At 65.8% G+C, this 16,688-nt stretch carries 12 protein-coding genes and 2 pseudogenes; 7 read left to right on the forward strand and 7 right to left on the reverse strand.

What is annotated here, in order from left to right; all coding sequences use genetic code 11:
* Together AC067Z_RS34625 and AC067Z_RS34630 are read right to left on the reverse strand one after the other, a co-directional pair.
* Positions 1 to 137: pseudogene (locus AC067Z_RS34625) on the reverse strand (S8 family peptidase); the annotation flags it as partial.
* Between the two features lie 1,300 nt (positions 138 to 1,437).
* Positions 1,438 to 1,866 carry a subtilase-type protease inhibitor gene (locus AC067Z_RS34630; RefSeq protein WP_478793607.1) on the reverse strand — a complete coding sequence of 143 codons (429 nt, stop codon included), beginning with the start codon at positions 1,864 to 1,866 and terminating at the stop codon, positions 1,438 to 1,440.
* 443 nt (positions 1,867 to 2,309) lie between these two features.
* On the opposite strand from AC067Z_RS34630, the pseudogene AC067Z_RS34635 reads away from it, so the two are divergent.
* From AC067Z_RS34635 to AC067Z_RS34645, 3 genes and pseudogenes are all read left to right on the forward strand, one after another.
* A pseudogene (locus AC067Z_RS34635) lies at positions 2,310 to 2,485 on the forward strand (IS5/IS1182 family transposase); the annotation flags it as partial.
* Between the two features lie 59 nt (positions 2,486 to 2,544).
* Positions 2,545 to 2,844, forward strand: coding sequence for a hypothetical protein (locus tag AC067Z_RS34640; protein WP_478793608.1), 300 nt, complete (start codon positions 2,545 to 2,547; stop codon positions 2,842 to 2,844).
* Entirely contained in the window at positions 2,832 to 3,350 is a 519-nt protein-coding gene (locus AC067Z_RS34645; protein ID WP_478793609.1) for an alpha/beta hydrolase domain-containing protein, read from the forward strand. Before AC067Z_RS34640 ends, AC067Z_RS34645 begins: the two co-directional genes overlap by 13 nt.
* Positions 3,351 to 3,543: 193 nt before the next feature.
* On the opposite strand, the gene AC067Z_RS34650 is transcribed toward AC067Z_RS34645, so the two are convergent.
* The 3 genes from AC067Z_RS34650 to AC067Z_RS34660 all read right to left on the reverse strand — a co-directional run bounded on the left by AC067Z_RS34650 (position 3,544) and on the right by AC067Z_RS34660 (position 5,487).
* Positions 3,544 to 3,747 (reverse strand): hypothetical protein, encoded by a 204-nt coding sequence (locus AC067Z_RS34650; RefSeq protein ID WP_478793610.1) that lies wholly within the window; start codon positions 3,745 to 3,747, stop codon positions 3,544 to 3,546.
* A gap of 299 nt (positions 3,748 to 4,046) precedes the next feature.
* Complete coding sequence (locus AC067Z_RS34655) at positions 4,047 to 4,541, reverse strand: hypothetical protein (protein ID WP_478793611.1); 495 nt, start codon at positions 4,539 to 4,541, stop codon at positions 4,047 to 4,049.
* Positions 4,542 to 5,184: 643 nt separating this feature from the next.
* Entirely contained in the window at positions 5,185 to 5,487 is a 303-nt protein-coding gene (locus tag AC067Z_RS34660; RefSeq protein WP_478793612.1) for a hypothetical protein, read from the reverse strand.
* A gap of 257 nt (positions 5,488 to 5,744) precedes the next feature.
* Here AC067Z_RS34660 and AC067Z_RS34665 point away from each other — a divergent pair, with 257 nt between their 5' ends.
* The 4 genes from AC067Z_RS34665 to AC067Z_RS34680 all read left to right on the forward strand — a co-directional run bounded on the left by AC067Z_RS34665 (position 5,745) and on the right by AC067Z_RS34680 (position 8,972).
* A complete protein-coding gene (locus AC067Z_RS34665; protein WP_478793613.1) occupies positions 5,745 to 6,404 on the forward strand; it encodes a LysE family translocator in 660 nt (219 codons plus the stop codon).
* 82 nt (positions 6,405 to 6,486) lie between these two features.
* Positions 6,487 to 7,161: an HAD family hydrolase gene (locus AC067Z_RS34670; RefSeq protein ID WP_478793614.1), complete on the forward strand. Its 675-nt coding sequence runs from the start codon at positions 6,487 to 6,489 to the stop codon at positions 7,159 to 7,161.
* 315 nt (positions 7,162 to 7,476) lie between these two features.
* Positions 7,477 to 8,729, forward strand: a protein-coding gene (locus AC067Z_RS34675) for an IS3 family transposase (protein ID WP_478793615.1) whose coding sequence is annotated in 2 segments (ribosomal slippage) — positions 7,477 to 7,759 and positions 7,759 to 8,729 — 1,254 coding nt in all. Because the reading frame shifts where the segments join, the coding sequence is not laid out codon by codon here.
* Positions 8,730 to 8,825: 96 nt separating this feature from the next.
* Positions 8,826 to 8,972 (forward strand): hypothetical protein, encoded by a 147-nt coding sequence (locus tag AC067Z_RS34680; protein WP_478793655.1) that lies wholly within the window; start codon positions 8,826 to 8,828, stop codon positions 8,970 to 8,972.
* Between the two features lie 183 nt (positions 8,973 to 9,155).
* Here the strand turns inward: AC067Z_RS34680 and AC067Z_RS34685 are convergent, their stop codons facing one another.
* Complete coding sequence (locus AC067Z_RS34685; RefSeq protein ID WP_478793616.1) at positions 9,156 to 9,548, reverse strand: hypothetical protein; 393 nt, start codon at positions 9,546 to 9,548, stop codon at positions 9,156 to 9,158.
* A 15-nt stretch (positions 9,549 to 9,563) separates the two neighbouring features.
* Positions 9,564 to 16,664: a polymorphic toxin-type HINT domain-containing protein gene (locus AC067Z_RS34690; RefSeq protein WP_478793617.1), complete on the reverse strand. Its 7,101-nt coding sequence runs from the start codon at positions 16,662 to 16,664 to the stop codon at positions 9,564 to 9,566.
* Positions 16,665 to 16,688 lie beyond the last annotated feature (24 nt).

The raw sequence follows: 16,688 nt of genomic DNA on the forward strand, positions 1-16,688 counted from the left end.
CCGTAGATCTTGCCCTCGGCGGGCGCGGCAGCACCGGCGAAGGACGTGTTGAGAAGCGTTACACCGGCTGCGGCTGCCACGGCCGTTATGGCCGCCGTCAGCTTCATACGACGGTTGCTGCGCTTATGAGCTGCCATGGAGTTGGGTCTCCTCGTCAGGTTCCGTGGGGGGTGGACCCTCGGCCGGAACATCTCCAGCCGTCAAAGGTGACTCATTGATGCGCTCATGCCATGGATTTCATGCATGTGAGGCGTGCCTGGCTGCAGTTCGACGCAGAAACCAGCCAGGACCTTCTCATGCCCATGACGGTCGTGATTCCTTCACGTCCAAGGAACTTCGGATGAGGAGATGTGAACCCTGCTTCTGTTCCCGTGTCGAACACGAGGGTTCGGGAAGACTTGGGCCCTTTGCGCTCGGAGGAGCAACGTCTGGCGGACCGCCGGGACGGAGTCGCGCACGGGGTACCGCACGGGCCACGGGGTCCTGGGGGAATCGGCTTGATGGAGCCGGATGTCGCGCTGCGTCCCCGATGCTTGCCCCCTGGCCGACTCAAGGACTGGGCTCGGGCCCTCCCCCGCAGGGTCGCTTCGCCGATGATTCCCGCGAGCCGTCACCGCCCAAAGGACAACACTACGCACGGGGGGCAGGCATGACCCGCCCCTGGCCGCCCCGTTCGACTGGGCTCGTTCGCCCGAGCAGTGGCTGTGGTTGCCACGCGCGGCACGCCCCTTGTCGGGCGGCGGCTGCCACGCCGGGCCGGCCACCGAGGGGTCATTTCCTCTTGTCGGATCACGTCCGAAGGCATCCTCGGGCCACTCGGGGACGGGCAACAGGCGATCCACGCCCTGCAACGGGGGGCACCGCACGGTACCCCCCACTCGTCGACCGGTCACAGGCCGCCGCGGCCCCACCGTGCACGGCCGCCCGGCCGGCCGGCATTCCTGTGCCGTTCAGGAGCCCGGGGCGTGAGCGTCGAGTTCGACCGGCCGGCAGTCAATGCGCCGACGACACTGATGCGGCAGCGGCACCATCCGATGTCCCTCCTCCCGGGCGGGGCAAGAGAACCCGCGGAAGGCGAACGAGGCCCCTCGTGCGGATAGTGCCGGGCTCGCGTGTCCTGGCCATGCACACCTCACTCATCCGGCCGTCCTAGCAAGGGGCCCTTGCCACCCGAACGCCCGCAAGCGCACCCCTTATGAAGGAAGGCCGCAGCCTTCCACGAACGGGCCCGCAGAGGTGGGGGATGACGGGCCCGGATATCGCGCCTACACCCTTGGCCCCTGCCGCCGACGCCGCGTGGACAGGCGGGCCTGCCATGTGGGCCCTCGCTCCCCGCGTCCTCATTGCCGCCGTAACCTCGGGCAGCGTGGGGACGGTGATGCAACCCTTCCGGGATCGCACCACCGTCCCACCCTGCGAGGGCTGGAATGCCGGTTGTCAGAACGCGAACAGATGCGTGGTCCGGGACCGTGCCACACAGGAGTTGGCGAAGGTGTGCTCGTACGAGACGCGGTGGCCCTGCCACACACCGTCAGCGGTGAGGGTGACAGGAGCATAGATCTGCGGACAGATGCGATCCGAGCCCTCGGTTAACGTGAGCGCGGGCTGACCGTGGGCGCGTTCCAGGTCCGCGCATGCCTCCTCGGCGCCCGGGTGGGTTCCACTGGCGGTCGGCTCGCAGGTGAGGGTGACCGCCCGTTCGACGGTCGCTGTCGCCGCACTCTCGCCCTGACCAACTGTCAGCACCATGGCGGAGGGCGCGTACAGGCTGCGGGGCTCACTCGCCCCGGCAGAGCTGGCCGTCAAAGCGACGACGCCGACGACCGCCCCCGCTACGCAGGCGACCTTGGTTGCTGAGCGACGCATCACAGTCTCCTTTGTCTCGACTACGGAACTTGCAGCGTTGCTCAGGTATCGCGTGAACATGACATCGATGGCCCTGGCTTCGGACATCGGGGACGAGGACATTCGGCCGAAAGGGCGTGACGCGGGATTGTGGAGTTCACCCACTACAGGTTTAACGCCAGTTCGTCGTACATGTGCTTCCGCTCGGCAGACAGCATCACGACCGTGAATGAGCCGTGGCGGTGCGACCGAGACACACCTCTTTCGGGCGACGCTGTCCCGCGCACATGACAGCAACATGCATATTCCCCCCAGTCGTCCCGAGGGCGGCAGCTGCCACGCCCTTGGCGACGTCAGAGGTTCTCGACCGAGCCCGAACGAGCTCGTGCATGGTTGGCGGTGGCGCGTCGAGGCCGCGGTTTGCCGTCAGGGTTCACGCATGCGGATCGCTGGGCTTGGACAGGGTACGAGGCAAGCGCGGCCGGCCTCGCACCGCCCCAACGCGGTCCTGGGTGACCGCGGCTACGGCCACGACAAGTACCGCCGCCTGCTCCAGGCGCTCGGTGTGAAGCCGGTGATCGCCCGCCGGGCACCGAGCACGGTTCCGGCCTGGGCACCCCAACGCTGGGTTGTGGAGCGGGCGGCTCCGACCGGACCCGGCCCAACGGGCACGACTTCAACCGCATCCTTGACCCGTCGGTGCCCGGCACCTTCATCGAGGGCGGAGTCGAAGAGGACGGAGCCAGGGTCGACGACGAGATCATCACGGACTTCGCCGGGACACTCTCCTCCCGCTCTTCCGGCGCGCGTCCACTGGTCGGCAAGGTGTCCCGACGGTACGGTACGGGCTTCTCCGACAGTTCGTATCCGCTCCTGCGTCTGGTCCATTCCGGCGATGCCACAGGCGCGCTCGAGCTGGTGCTGCCCATCACCACGGAGGGCTTCGCCCCCAGGCCGACATCGCCGCCGGCCGCTACAAGGGCAAGGTGCTCATCGTAAATTCGGAAGCCGACGATTCAACGAACCTGACCGACCGCGGCATCGTGACTCATCGGTACCGGTTCTACGTCGTCGCGGGAAGCCCGCACATTCCGGACCCGCTGGACGCCCCGCTGAACGTGCCGTTCCCGGTGAGGGGGACGACCCCGGCGAGCTTCGTGCCCGCGCTGCGCGCGCACTTCCTGCAGGGGCATAACTGGGTCCGCAAGGGGTCACCGCCGCCGACGAGCACGCAGTTGCGCACGGCGGGCGACAACACCATCGTCCGGGACGCCAACGGCAACGCGATCACCGAGGACCGCACCGGCCGGCTGGTACCCCGGCTGCCGTTCGTCGAACTCGGCGAGGCCCGCTTCATCACTGGCTTCACCGGTAGCTACGACAACGTACGCACCGTGCAGCAACTCGGCTTCAGCGCCACCCGGCCTACGCCAAGGCCTTCGAGAACAAACTCCGCGACTACCGAAAGGGTGGATTCATCCTGCCGCAGGACGCCCGTGACATGAGCCGCCGCGCCAGCCTGTGCCCTCCGTCGACCTTCACGGAGACCAACCGCGACTACTACGCCGAATTCGTCGCGATCCGGCCCTGCACGGCCCAATGAGACTCTCTCCGCGTCGGGCGGATGACGCGGAGACTTCTCTGAAAAGGTAGTCTTCGCCAGGCACGTCCAGCGGCCCATTTGGTGGCATCGCTTCTTCAGGCCCCACGCTTCGTGGTGGCTGTCCTCTTCGGCTTCGGCAACTCGTGCACGATCGCGTACTCGCCCTCGCCCCGGGATTCACGTGCCTTGGCCACGCTCTCGTTCAGCGCGGCCATCAGATCGACGACCTGCCCGGCCGGCGCCTGCGCCTGCGCGGACGGGGCCAGGCTGCTTGCCCTCGGCCTTGGCGGCGACAGCATGCGGTGCCAGCCGTCAGAGCGTCCGTCTGGCTGCGGTCACGGCAGCCGCTTTCGCGTGGCCGCCGGAGGTGGCCACGAACGCGCTCTCGCGGTGTCGGGGAGGCGCGGAATGCCGAGGTCCGCTTCGAAGAAAGGCCAGTCGTCGTCCCGCTGGCGGCGCTTGCGGCAGGAGCCACCGTCCCAAGGATTCTGCGAAGCCTCGCCAGGCGCCACCGTGACTGAATCGGCGCTCCCGGCAGGGCATGTCCCGGCACCACCAGCGCACCAAGTCCCTGCACTGACCCGGGCATCACCCCAGGTCAGCGCACGAGGTAGAGGGTGAGTGCTCCACCTGACTCAGAGATGCTGGCGACGTGAGCATGACCTCGGGCAGTGGCGTACGCGCCGGTGCCGCCGGTGAGGGCGAGATCGAAGTCGCTGGGCGGGGCGCCGGCAGGGGTGGTCTGCAGGTGCTGCCACGTCACCTGCCCCCGGGGAAGGCTGAAAGTGCCTGTGCAGTGAGTGGTTTGCGCTGCCACTCGGGTGCACACTGCGCCCTCGGTGCCATAGCTGACACCTCCGCGAAAGAGGTTCGCAGTGATGATGATCTGGTCACCGATCCCGCGTCCAGGTGTGCCATTGTCGACCACCGTGGTCCCTGTGCCCGTAGACGTCAGGCTGATGACTTCCTTGCGCTTCACGTCCACACCCCAGTCCACGGAGTACGGCTCACGCGACGCAGAGGCGGAACCGGCGAGAGTCGCGAGCGACAACGCCGTTGCTGCCACCACGCTCCACTTCGAAATGGATTGCATTCTTCCTCGCCTGATGAACGCGGGCTCTTGGGATGCGCCCAAGAATTCACATCGTGCGATGGAGCGTCAATTCTCAAACCCATCAAAAGCGCCTGGTTCATCCGTCCGGCGTCATCTCCCCCAACACACCCAGACCGACCGCGTCTAACGAGCCGGTCCGAGGCCTTGCCGTGCGTCAGGCCGATCAGAAGAAGATGGCGCGCGGCCATGCATCCCGCGGAGTTCCTTGCAGTAGGCGCCTCGGCGGCTCAGCTTGCCGGATGGTGACGTAGCCAGCGTCCTGTCTCACCGAAGGCTGAGCGGTCTCATCGCCTCCGTGGCGAACCACGGTTTCGGCGCTGCCCTCTGGTTCCTCTCGCATCGCCTCCCACAGCAGCGGGACCGGAGGACCGCCGGAAGGGGTGAACGTCTTTGTCGACGACCTCCGATCCACGACTCGGCTAGCCCTTGATGGTGAAGAGCAGCACCGTGGTCGTGCCGGCCAGCACGGCGAAGATCAAGGCGCAGATGCCGACCGTGATGGTCTTGTTGCGGCGGATGCGCTGGTCGTCCTGCGTGCCGGGGGCCGTACCGGCACGTACGGCGGCGTTGCGGGTGGAGGGGCATGAAGTGCTCCTGGCTGGGTGCTGACGGGAGGGGCAGATCAGGTACGGGCTTCGATGGCCGCGGCCAGTTCCTTCGGCGCGTGTGTGGAGAGGTATCCGACGATGACCGCGACGGCCAGGCGCTGCCCCAGATGCCGTTGTAGAGGCCTCGGGCATGGGCGGGAGCGATCCGTCAGGAGGTTGCCGACCGCGATGAAGAGGACGACTTCACCGGGCACAATGATGGCCACGCTCACGGCGAAGCCAAGGCCCGTGGATGCGACGCCGGCGGCCGCCACCCCTGCGCCGAGGATGATCGAGCTCTGAGCGAGACCGAGGCCCTTGCGGTGCGCTGGTGCCACGAACGGATTGTGAGATGGCGGACCGACGAGTCCCGGCAATCAGAGCGTCGCCTGGCCCGCATGCGCTCCATCGTGGCTGTAGACGCCCTCGATCCAGAGGAGTCCAGGCTGATCAGCTTGCCTCACCGCCTGAGACGCGTCGCAGGCGCGTCACCGTGAGGCGCCACGCGTAGAACCAGAGGCGAACACCATAACTCCTGCCCGATGTCGGGCAGAAATGTAGACGTTCTACGGCCCCCGACCTAGGGTGATCACTCATGATCACCCTAGATGCAATAGGGACTTTCGCCCTAATAGTGGGACTCCTCACGCTCACTCCCGGACTGGATTCCGCACTCATCCTGCGCACCGCGGCGCTCGGGCACCGCCGTCGCGCGTGGGGCGTGGTCCTCGGCATCCAGAGCGGCACACTGGTCTGGGGCGTGCTCACCTCGCTCGGTGTGACCACGCTGCTGACCGCGTCTCACCTCGCATACGAGACTCTTCGTTGGGCCGGAGCGGCGTACCTGGTGTGGATGGGCGGCAGGCTGCTGTGGGCCACCTGGCGCCACCCATCGAGCGAGAGCCCGCGGACAGCGGAGACCGGGGGCAAGGCCAGGACCAGGACGGGTGCCGGCGACACCCTGCTCGGTGGCTGGCGACAAGGGGTCGTGACCAATCTCCTCAACCCGAAGATGGGCGCCTTCTACGTTGCGGTGCTCCCGCAGTTCATCCCCTCCGGTGCCTCGCACCTTGCTCCAGGGGTGCTGCTGGCCGGTGTGCACATTCTCCTGGCCGTCGTCTGGGCCTTTGCGCTAATCGCCTTCGCGCACGTGCTCCGAGACCGCCTGCGACACCCCTCGGCCCGCCGCCACCTCGACCGCATCACCGGCACGGTCATCGCCGCCTTCGGCATCCGGCTCGCACTCGGACAGTAAGCCACCGGTCGACGCGGCGCAGACGATCCGACAGCCACCGATCGGGCAACCTGCACACCCCCCGAAGTGAAAGGACATTTGCATGGGCACGCTCCCCACCAGCGCCGAGGCTGTGGTCTTCGACTGCGACGGCCTGTTGGTCGACACCGAAGCCTGCTGGACCGTTGCGGAAACGGCCATCTTCGCGGCGCATGGCCATCCCTTCGGCCCTGAACAGAAAGCCCTGGTCATCGGCCGCACCGTGGAAGCCGCTGGTAAGGCCATGGCCGAATACCTCGGGCGCCCCGACGCCGGCGCCGAACTCACCGCCGAACTCCTCGAAAGAGTACGCAAAGAGCTTTCCCGAGGCGCCGCAGCCCTCCCCGGGGCAGCGGAACTGGTGCGCGCCTGCCGGGCAGCCGTACCCATCGCCGTAGCAAGCAACAGCCCCCGGGAACTGCTGGACACGGCACTGTGGTCGGCCGGTCTCGCCGACTACTTCACCCACTCGTTCGCCGCCGACGAAGTGCGCTCCCCCAAGCCCGCACCAGAGGTCTATCTCACAGCATGCGAGGCACTCGGTACGACTCCCCAGCACTCCGTCGCGTTCGAGGACTCGGCCACGGGCATTACCGCTGCGCGTGCTGCCGGACTCTACGTCGCGGTCGTACCCTCCCTTCCAGGAGCCGACCTCGACCACGACTGGCTGGGCACCACCTTGGCCGAACATGAATTGCTGGACTGGGCCAGGCAACTGAGAGATGGCACGGTCCGCTGACCCACACATTGGCTCCGTTCACTTCCAACCAACGACAGCGTTTGTCGACCTGTTCCAGCAGCAGTCGGCGGTCGGCGTTGCCATGAGTGTTCACGAGAAATGACGGCACGCGGTTTGCCAAGCTGGTTCGGTCGGCTGCTCCGTCGTGGCATCCAGAAGAGCCGGTCCGGATTGACGCCGCGGAAGCGTCAAACCGGACCCGGGCCAGCCCTCTGTGCGCCTCGGCGTCAGCAGCGAGCAACGGCCAAGCTGACGACGTAGCGCTTGAACCGTTCCGGGTTCGGTAGGGACTCGATCATTTGAGAGGATCGAGTCATGGCACGTCCTTCCCAGTACCCGCTTGAGCTGCGCCGTCGTGCGGTGCGGATGGTCGCCGAGGTGCGGCCGGAGTACGACACCGAGTGGGCCGCGATGAAGGCGGTCGCCTTGAAGCTTGGGATCGGCACGACCGAGACGCTGCGCAAGTGGGTGCGGCAGGACCAGGTCGACGCCGGGCAGCGACCTGGCACCACGACCGAGGAATCAGCCGAGCTGAAGCGGCTGAAGAAGGAGAACGCGGAGCTGAAGCGGGCCAACGAGATCCTCAAGGCCGCGGCGTCTTTCTTCGCGGCCGAGCTCGACCGGCCACACACACGCTCGTAGCGTTCATCGACGAGCACCGGGACCGCTTCGGCGGCGTCGAGCCGATCTGCCGTGTTCTGACCGACCACGACTGCAAGATCGCACCGTCTACCTACTACGCCCACCACAAACGCCAGGCTGCACCTGCGGCCCGCACCGTCCGCGACATCGAGCTGAAGACCCTCATCACCGAGGCGTACGAGGCCAACTACCGTGTCTACGGAGCCCGGAAGATCTGGCGGCACCTGAACCGTCAGGGTGTCGCGGTGGCCCGCTGCACCGTCGAACGCCTCATGCGTGAACTTGGCATCACCGGAGCGGTCCGCGGCAAGAAGGTGATCACCACGGTCCCCGACGCGAGCGCGGAACGGGCCCCGGACCTCGTGGACCGCGACTTTGTCGCCCCCGCCCCGAACCGCTGCTGGGTCGCCGACTTCACCCACGTCACCACGTTCGCCGGCGTCGTCTACGTCGCCTTCGTCGTGGACACCTTCTCCCGCCGGATCGTCGGCTGGTCGGCAGCCACATCGAAGGAGACCCGGCTCGTCCTGGACGCACTCGAGATGGCCTTGTGGCAGCGCGACCGAAACCAACACCCTTACCGGAAAGGCGAGTTGATACACCACTCCGATGCCGGGTCACAGTACACATCGTTCGCGCTCGCCGAGCACCTGGACCGGGCGGGCATCGCCGCATCGGTCGGATCAGTCGGCGACGCTTACGACAATGCCCTGATGGAGTCCACTATCGGCCTGTTCAAGACTGAGTTGATCAAGCCTCGTCGACCCTGGAGGAGGCTCTCCGAGGTCGAGCTGGCAACCGCCGAGTGGGTCGACTGGTACTGCCACCGCCGACTCCACGGTGAAATAGGGCACATCCCACCTGCCGAATACGAGACCAAGTATTACCGCGAAACCACGAACTCCCAGGTCACAGTCACGACCTAGAGTCTCGATCAAACCCGGAACGGTTCAGGCCGCTCGACCCCACCAAACCTCACCCGCCGCTTCCGCCGCCTCCTCCACAACGCGGTACTCCGGACGATCCGCTTCCATGGCCTCCGGCGCTCGACCGCCACCCTGCTCCTTGGGCAAGGCGTCGATCTCGTCGTCATCAAGGAACTCCACGGCCACGTCCTCAGCTCGACCGACGCCCCGGACGACCCGCCCACCGCAGCCGTCGTACGCTGACGTTGCCGTCACCGTTGCCGTCAGACGGCACAGAAGCCCCACCGGAACGAAATCCGGCGGGGCTTCTTGCGCTCTGAGAGAGGGCGATTCACCGCTATGCAAAGACGAAGGGCGTCACGCAGAGATGAGAAGTTATCGCACCGCCCGGCTTGCCGGACAGGTCCCTTCGTCAGAGCTTGTGGATCACCACGACTCATCACCCGTCAGAACGATGATTACCTCATCAGGCTCATCGGTTCCGTCTCCGTAGATGTCGACTCGATTATCTACATTCGGAACGGGAATCAGCAGTCTCACCGATTCATTCGGATCCGAAATTTCGAGGGACGCCTTGGGGAGAGTCAGATTCCCTGAGTACACAAGGACCTTTCCACTCGGCTGGTAAGGACCCTGCACACATTGGACTGACACCGGACCACTGGCGGCTTGCTGCACCGCGATGAACAAGGAGTCCGGACCACCATGCACTACATCAGCAGCCGCGTCCCAGCCTGCATGGTTGTCGACACTCCCAGGCGCGGCAGCAACAACCAGACCGTGGGCGAATCTTGTCGTGCACGAGGCGAACAGCATCATTAAATCCACCTACAGTCATGGTTTCCACACCGGGAAGTCATAATACTCCTTGAGTAGCGTGCGCACGATCCCGCCCTGCTGTTTGGAACATGCCTTGCAGTGCGGATACAGAGTCCACGGGCCGTTGGGCGCGAGCCTATTCGGCGGATTGTGGTCACCAGTCCAGTGACCGTCTTTGTATCCCGATTCGGCCGCTCCGCATGAAGCGCAGCCATTTCGGTCACCGAACTCGTTCATCATCCGCTGCTCGTGAGCCAGGACAGTGTCACCGCGTTCAGCGGTCACTCCTTCTGCTTTCTGGCCCCTTATTGCCGGCCCAAGAGTCACATTGCAGAGCGAACCTTCGTTGACGTTGTGCACGAGTACTGGCGTCTCGCCCGCCAGCACATAGTACGTGTGAATGTCTGCGACGGTCAGGTTGTAGACGGTTTTCTGCTCTGCCCAGCGTTCGATCGCCGTGAGTTGGACGTGTGTGCCGGCACTGGTACGGAGCCACTGGCCAGGGCGAAGATCTGTCGCATCGACCCACTTGCGGAGGGCAGGGACCCAGAAGGGATGGCCGCTTGTTGCCGTGACGGAGGAGGTCTTTCCGTCCTCGCTACTCTCGGCACTTTGAGTCGCGCTGGTGTCGAGAGTGAGTTTGACGAGATGCTTCTCGCCTTCCCCGAGGATCGTGGCTGTTACCTCCTTAATGACCGTCTCGCCTGTTTCAGGTTCGGTGGCCAGGACCTCATCACCGATCGAAAGCTCTTCGATGGGCTTGGAAGTCCCGTCTGCCATTACTACTAGGGTTCCGCCAATGAAGCTGTTCGGATCGCAAGTGCTCGCCTTGCTTTTGGGCTTACCACCGACCTTGACGGGAATTTTGCGAGTGAGTAGGGCCACGCCGGCATCGTGCGTGATTTTGGCAGCGCCCTCGGCGATTTTCCCGGATGCAAAGTCTCCTGCTATTTCCGTGCTGCGGTCCGCGAGTCCTGACACCATGACGAGGGGTGCGTTCATCGGGAGGCGGTACCAGAGTTCGCTGAAAGCAGCGCCGCAGGTTCCGTCAAGGGTTACGCAATTTCCGATGTTGGAAAATTCGGACGTTGTCGTCTCCCACAGGGAGGATACAAATTTCTTTCCTTCATCGGCGATTGTGTCGGTGAAGTCGCTCCACCAGCCACCGCTGTCCTTCTTGGAGGTGGTTCCGGTGCTGGTGGTGGGAGCGGTGCCGCCGGCGTTGACTGTATTACTGTCCGAGTTGCCGGGGCTGGTTACGCCGTCTCCATTCGGGTCATTGCTGGGGCAGCCTTCTGGTCCGCCGTTGCCATTGCTGTTGCCGGCCGGCTGGCAAGGGATCTTTGTTCCGGTCGGATCGGCGTTGGTTACGGGGTTCTGGGCGCCGTAGGTGTACCCGTTGAGGGTTTGGTGCAGTTCGAGCTGGAACACGGGGTCGACGCTGAGAAACTGGCCGATTTTCGGGTCGTATTCGCGTGCGCCGATGTGGGTCAGCCCGGTTGTGTCATCCGTGGGCTTTCCGAGGAAGCCCTTGTCGTCGGGCCAGTTGGCCGGTGTCTCGCCTCGGGGTGCGCCGAAGGGGGTGCTGTAGCGCTTGGTGGCCGTGTAGGTGCCGGCCTCGAGGGCGATGCTGGAGGTGCCGTGGTGGTCGGCTGCCAGGAAGTCCAGCTTTGTGCCGGTGGTGCCGGCGGTGGCCGTGCGGACGGCGATGGTCTTGCCGTTGGCGGTGTAGTACCGCGTGCCCGAGAGGGTCTTGGTCGTGCCCTCTGTGGTGAGGCGGACTTCCATGCCGCCCAGGTAGAGGACAGTGTCGCCGTTGCCCTTGGCGCGGCGGATGAGGAGTTCACCGGAGGCGTCGTAGAGGTAGCCGGTCTCGTCGGCGGTTTCGATGGTGGTCGCCAACCTGCCTTCGGTGTTCCAGTACAGGTTTTGCGTTTCCAAGTCACCGGGGCGGGTGAGGGTGTTGCCGGTCTTGTCGTAGGTGTAGCCCTTGGAAACGGCGACGCCGGCTGTTGTGGTGGTGGTGCCGGTCAGCGGGTGTGGCTGGCCGGTGGGGGTTCCGTAGGTGTGGTCGGTCGTGGTGTTGCCGCTTGCCTTGTGCTGGGTCTCGCGGTTGCGCTGGCCCGCCTGGTTGTAGGTGTAGGACGTCCAGTAGGGGGCGGCGCCGTCGATGTTGGCGTTGGTGCGGCCGGTGGCTGCGCAGTCTGCGGTCCTGGGGGTCCAGGCTTCGGTGAGGCGGCGGTGGCCGTCGTAGGTGAAGCACTGGTGGTCGGCCTTGGTGGTGCCGCCCTGGGTGGCAGTGTCGAAGATCGAGGTGACGTTGCCCGCGTCGTCCTGGTTGATCTTGAGGTCCTGCGCGAGGTAGGGGTGGACGTCGTCGGAGACGGAGGATCCGGTCAGGCGCCGGGTGCCCGCTTCGTAGGAGTAGGTCAGGTGGGTCTTCGGGGCCGTGGAGGTTGCGTTGGTGCCGAGCGTCAGTTGGGCCAGGTCACCCTGCGGCGTGAACAGCGCACCCTGCAGGTAGCCACTCGTGCCCTGGGACTTGATCTGGCCGCCGAGGGCATTGGAGGTGTAGGAGACGGTTTCGGCGGGGAGTCCGGCGGCGGCGGGCTCCCGGTGGCTCTTGATGGTGCCGTCGGCGTTGTAGCCGGCGGTGAAGGGGAGGGTGGCGGGGACGCCTGACTGGACGAGCGGATCACTTGCCGGTAGTTGCAGCTCGTTGGCGGTGACGTTGTACAGGCCGTCGTAGCCGGTGACCTTCTGGGTGTAGGCCTTGCTGCCGGTCTGGTTGACTCCGTCTTCGTAGCGGACGGCGGTGTCTTGCTGGCCCTTGGCCAGGGTGTCGAAGGTCCAGGCGGTCAGCTTGTTGGCGTCGGTCTTGCTGGTTTTCCACATGCCGGTCTTGCGGCCGAGCTCGTCGTAGGCGAACAACAGCGTGCGCTGTTCCGCGTCGGTGGCCGAGATGACCTGGTCGAGGTCGTTGTAGGCCGTGCTGGAGGAGCCCTTGTCAGGGTCACTCACCGCGACCTGACGGCCGTGGAGGTTGTAGGTGTAGGACCACTTGGCCTGGTCCGGGCCGGTGATTGTCTTCTGCTGACCAGCCGGTGTGTAGGTGAATTTGGTGGCGGTGAAGTCGTCACCGGTGGGCTGCGGGCCGCCATAGGTGCGCTGCTCAGTGGTCTGACCGAGCACGTTGGTGACGGATGCGGTGGCTTGGCCGCCGGCGGGGGCGGTGGTGGTGACGGTGTCGCCGAGGTAGGCGGTCTCGGTGGTCCACCGGGCGGTGCCGTGGGTCTTGGTGACGGTCTTGGTGGCGCGGCCGGCGCCGTCGTAGGTGGTGTCCGTCTGGATCGGTGCCTGGCCACCGTCGACTTCCACCAGCTTGTCGCCCTTGGGGACGGATGTGTTGTCCCAGATATCCGACTGGGAGCTGACTGCCAGACCGCGGTCGTCGTACTCCGTCAGGCTGACGAGACGGCCACCGACGGGCGACGGTGCCTGGACCTGTCGGGGGCGCAGGAGCGAGTCGTAAAGCTCGTAGGTGGTGTTGTAGCCCGAGGCGTCGGGTTTCAGGGTGCCAGTGGCAACCCAGGACACGTTCACGCTGTGGACTTTGTAGTCGTAGGTGTAGTTCGGGGTGGCGCCCAGGATCTTGATGCGGTTGGGCAGCCAGACCTTGGTCACGCGGCCGAGACTGTCGTACTCGGACTCGGTGACCTTGTTGTTGGGGTCGGTGACCTTGACAGGTGCGCCTGAGGCGAAGTGGACCTGGGTGGTCGTCTGGTGGCCCTTGGCATTTGTCGCGGTCGTCGATGTCAACGGGCCGGCAGCTGCGGGGCTGTAGCTCGTGGTCGCGGTGGCCAGGCCGTTGGTGTCCTTGACAACCAGCGGTCGGCCGAGGGCGTCGTAATTTGTGGTGGCGATCTTCTGCCAAGCGGGAACGTCAGCGGTGCTGTAGCCCTTGGCGCGGCCGCTCCACACCACGTTGCCCGTGGTGGGCTTGTTGGTCGCGGACCAGGAGGTGGCTGCAGCGTCGTCGTAAACGGCAGCGGTGTCCGAAACGACGTCGCCAGGCCGCGCTGCGTCCGCGGGCAGATCGAGATCGGTGTCAGCAATGGAGCAGACGGCGGCGACGGTGCGGGTACGGGAGACGAGCGACGTGATGTGGACGGCGTCCGCGGGGTCTTCGGGGTCCACGGAGTTGGTGTTGCGGGCGTACCAGGTGCGGCTGCACGTCTCATCGCCGCTCGCGGATCCGCCGCGGTCCTCGGTGGTGGCGACCATGCCGTGGTCGTCGTAGGTGCGGGCGATGGTGCGCACGCGGCTGGTGGCCGGGAGCGTGCTGGTGACGGTGGTGCGCTCGTATGTTGTCGCGGGCCGGACCATGTAGGCCTCAGTGTCCGCATAGGACTTGTGCTGGGTGGCGGTCTTCTTCGACCAGTAGTTGGTGTAGGTTCCGCTGACCTCTGCCGCGCCGTTGTAGGTCGCGCTCTCGCGGACCGAGCCTGCGTACTGGTCGTGGTCTGTGGTCTCTGGGGCGGTGATTCCGGTGACTGAGACCGTCGTGCGCTTGTCCTTGTCCGGTGTCTTGCCGTCGGCGCCCAGGACGCGGTCACCGTGCATGCCGCGCATGTAGATGTTGACGGTCTTCAGTTGCGGGCGGTCGGGGTAGCCGGTGTTGCCGGTGAGGTGGGTAACCTTTTCGTAGCCGCGCCAGCTGGACCAGGTGCGCTCTTTCTCCGGGGTGAACGGGTCGTCGTTGTAGTGCCAGGCGCCGCCGCCGGAGTACTGGTAAGTGTGGGCGACCGCGTCGGAGCCGCCCTTCTCGTCATAGGTCCGGACTCCGCTGACGGGATACTTCTGGAACCAGTCGAGAATCGGGACCTCTTCCCCGTTGGGCGACCAATAGACGGGGTAGCAGCGGCGGGTGTTCTCGTCGACCTTGGGCATGGTCTGGCCGGCGATGCAGTCTTCCGGCATGTAGTCGACTTCTGTCCGCGCGCCGGTCTCGGAAACAATCTGGCGCAGGCGCGGCCGCTCAAGGGACAGGATGTTGTCAGCCGGGTCGTCGACGCGGTTCATCCGCATCTCGTGTGTGAATCTCACCGGCTCGAGCGAGAGGTCGGCGCCGAGCCTGCCGGTGTGCTTGATCTCGTCCAGCCACAGGGACTCGTCGCCGCTGTCGCCGGTGTCACCAGGGTCCAGATACTGGTGTTTCAGTGTCCAGGTGTCGACCGGCGTATGGGCCGGAGTTGCTGCTGCTGCGTCCCAGGCGTAGGTGTGGACCGTGGTCAGGCGGTAGCGGGTGAAAAAGGTGGGGCCGACGTTGGCCGAGCAGTCGGCCGTCGAGGTGCAGATGGTGTCGAAGGGAACGTCGGGCCAGTTGTCGCGCGTGTCCTCGGTCAGCGAGGTGCAGTCGGCGGCGGTGCAGCGCTGGGAGTAGAGGAACGTCAGCTTCTGTCCGGCCGGGGTGGTGAACAGGCTCGTGGAGCGCTGCCCGTACTCGATGCGCTTGAGGTAGCCGCCGCGCGTATAGGCGCTGTTGGGAGCGGCGGCGCCGTTCTTCGCGTAGTAGTTGGTCTCCTTGCCGTAGTAGTACGACATGGCGTTGCCGCGGGTGTCGACGACGTAGTCGAGGTTCCACCGCCAGGCCTGCACGGCGGAGCGGTCGGCGAACGTGCCGCCCTTGCTGTAGCCGGGTTCACCAGCGTCGTCGCCGAAGACGGGGACGAGCCAGGTGGAGTCGGTGGTGGGATCCGGGTCAGTGCCGGTGGTTGCGGGGTTGTCGGAGCGCCAGCCGGGAAGCTTGTGCTTGCCGAACACGTAGTGGGTGCCATCGCCGGTGATGACGGTCCAGTACTCACCGTCGTCGTCCCCGTTGCCGGCACCTGTGGTGTGGATGACCTTGGAATCGTTGTCGTTCTTCAGGCGCCACTGATTTGTGGTGTCGTCTTTGACCAGTTCGGTGGACTGACCGTTCAGGACGAGGGAGGCGTTGTCGTACTTCCAGCACAGATCGTGCTTGTCTGTTTGGCCGTCATCATCGCAGTCGCCGTACTTACGCTCGACGTAGGAGGAGGCGAGGTCGAATCCCTCGCCGACCTGGCTGCCCTGGTTGTTCGTCGTGGCGGTGCGGCCGTCGATGCTGCCGGAGTTGTAGGAGATGCTCAGGCCGGGCTTGGGGCCGGCCGCTGTCGCGGGGGCGCGCAAGGGGTAGGACCAGGTGAAGGTGCCGGCGGAGCCCCCAGCTTCCCAGCTCGAGGACGAGGCGAGCGGGGTGGCCTTGTAGTTGCCGCCGCCGGACTTGGTACCGGCCGCCAGCGCAAGCACCATCGTCTGCCCCGATGGGACGGCGGTCTTCGCCTCCCGGTCGCGCGCGGATTCTGCAGCCGGGGCGAAGGTCAGCTCGCTGGTGAGTCTCTCGTCTTTGCGTTCGTTGGTGAACGGCACAGCCTTGCCTGCGCGACATGATGCCTTCGCGGACTCAGTCAGCGCGCAGGCAGGCAGCCGGCGCAGCTCAAGACGGCCGGCCCAGTCACCGCCGTAAGCGGAAGCAAAGGCAGAGTAGTCGATACCCATACGAGCGCTGCCACCGGCAGCAGGGCCAGTTACGGCAAGGGCCACGCCCTTGATACCGAGAGCAGCCGTCTGCTTCCGATCCAGGACGCGGGTGGTGATGTTGGCAGCGGTCTTCGGCTTGGTCTTCTTGCCCTGGAGAGGAGCGGGGGCGGCAAAAGTGATCGGCAGCCGTCCAGGGGCCCCGGTAGCAGTCTCCGTGCCGTCCTTCATGGTGAGGGTGGCCTGGCCGGTGGTGGGCCAGGTGACTGTTCGTGCCTGGTCCTTGGCCGCCCGCGCCACGGCAGCCCGTTCAGCCGCCTCGGCCTTCCTCGAGCGTGCCGCCGCCTTGGGGTCCGGCGTGATCGTGAGGTCAGAGACCTTGTCCGGGCGATGATTCACCTTCGGCCTGCCCAACGGATCCGGGCCGTCCGCGGCGAACGCAACAGGAGTGAGCAGACCGGGCAGCAACGCGAGCCCGGTCAGCGCCGCGATGCGGCGTGTCCAACCCCTCTTGGGGCGGTGAGCGGCGCGGAGCCGCGGTATCGAAGGCACAGTCATGTCCGCTTCTTGGCCGGGCCGTCC

Source organism: Streptomyces sp. NPDC043812, from assembly GCF_056436245.1.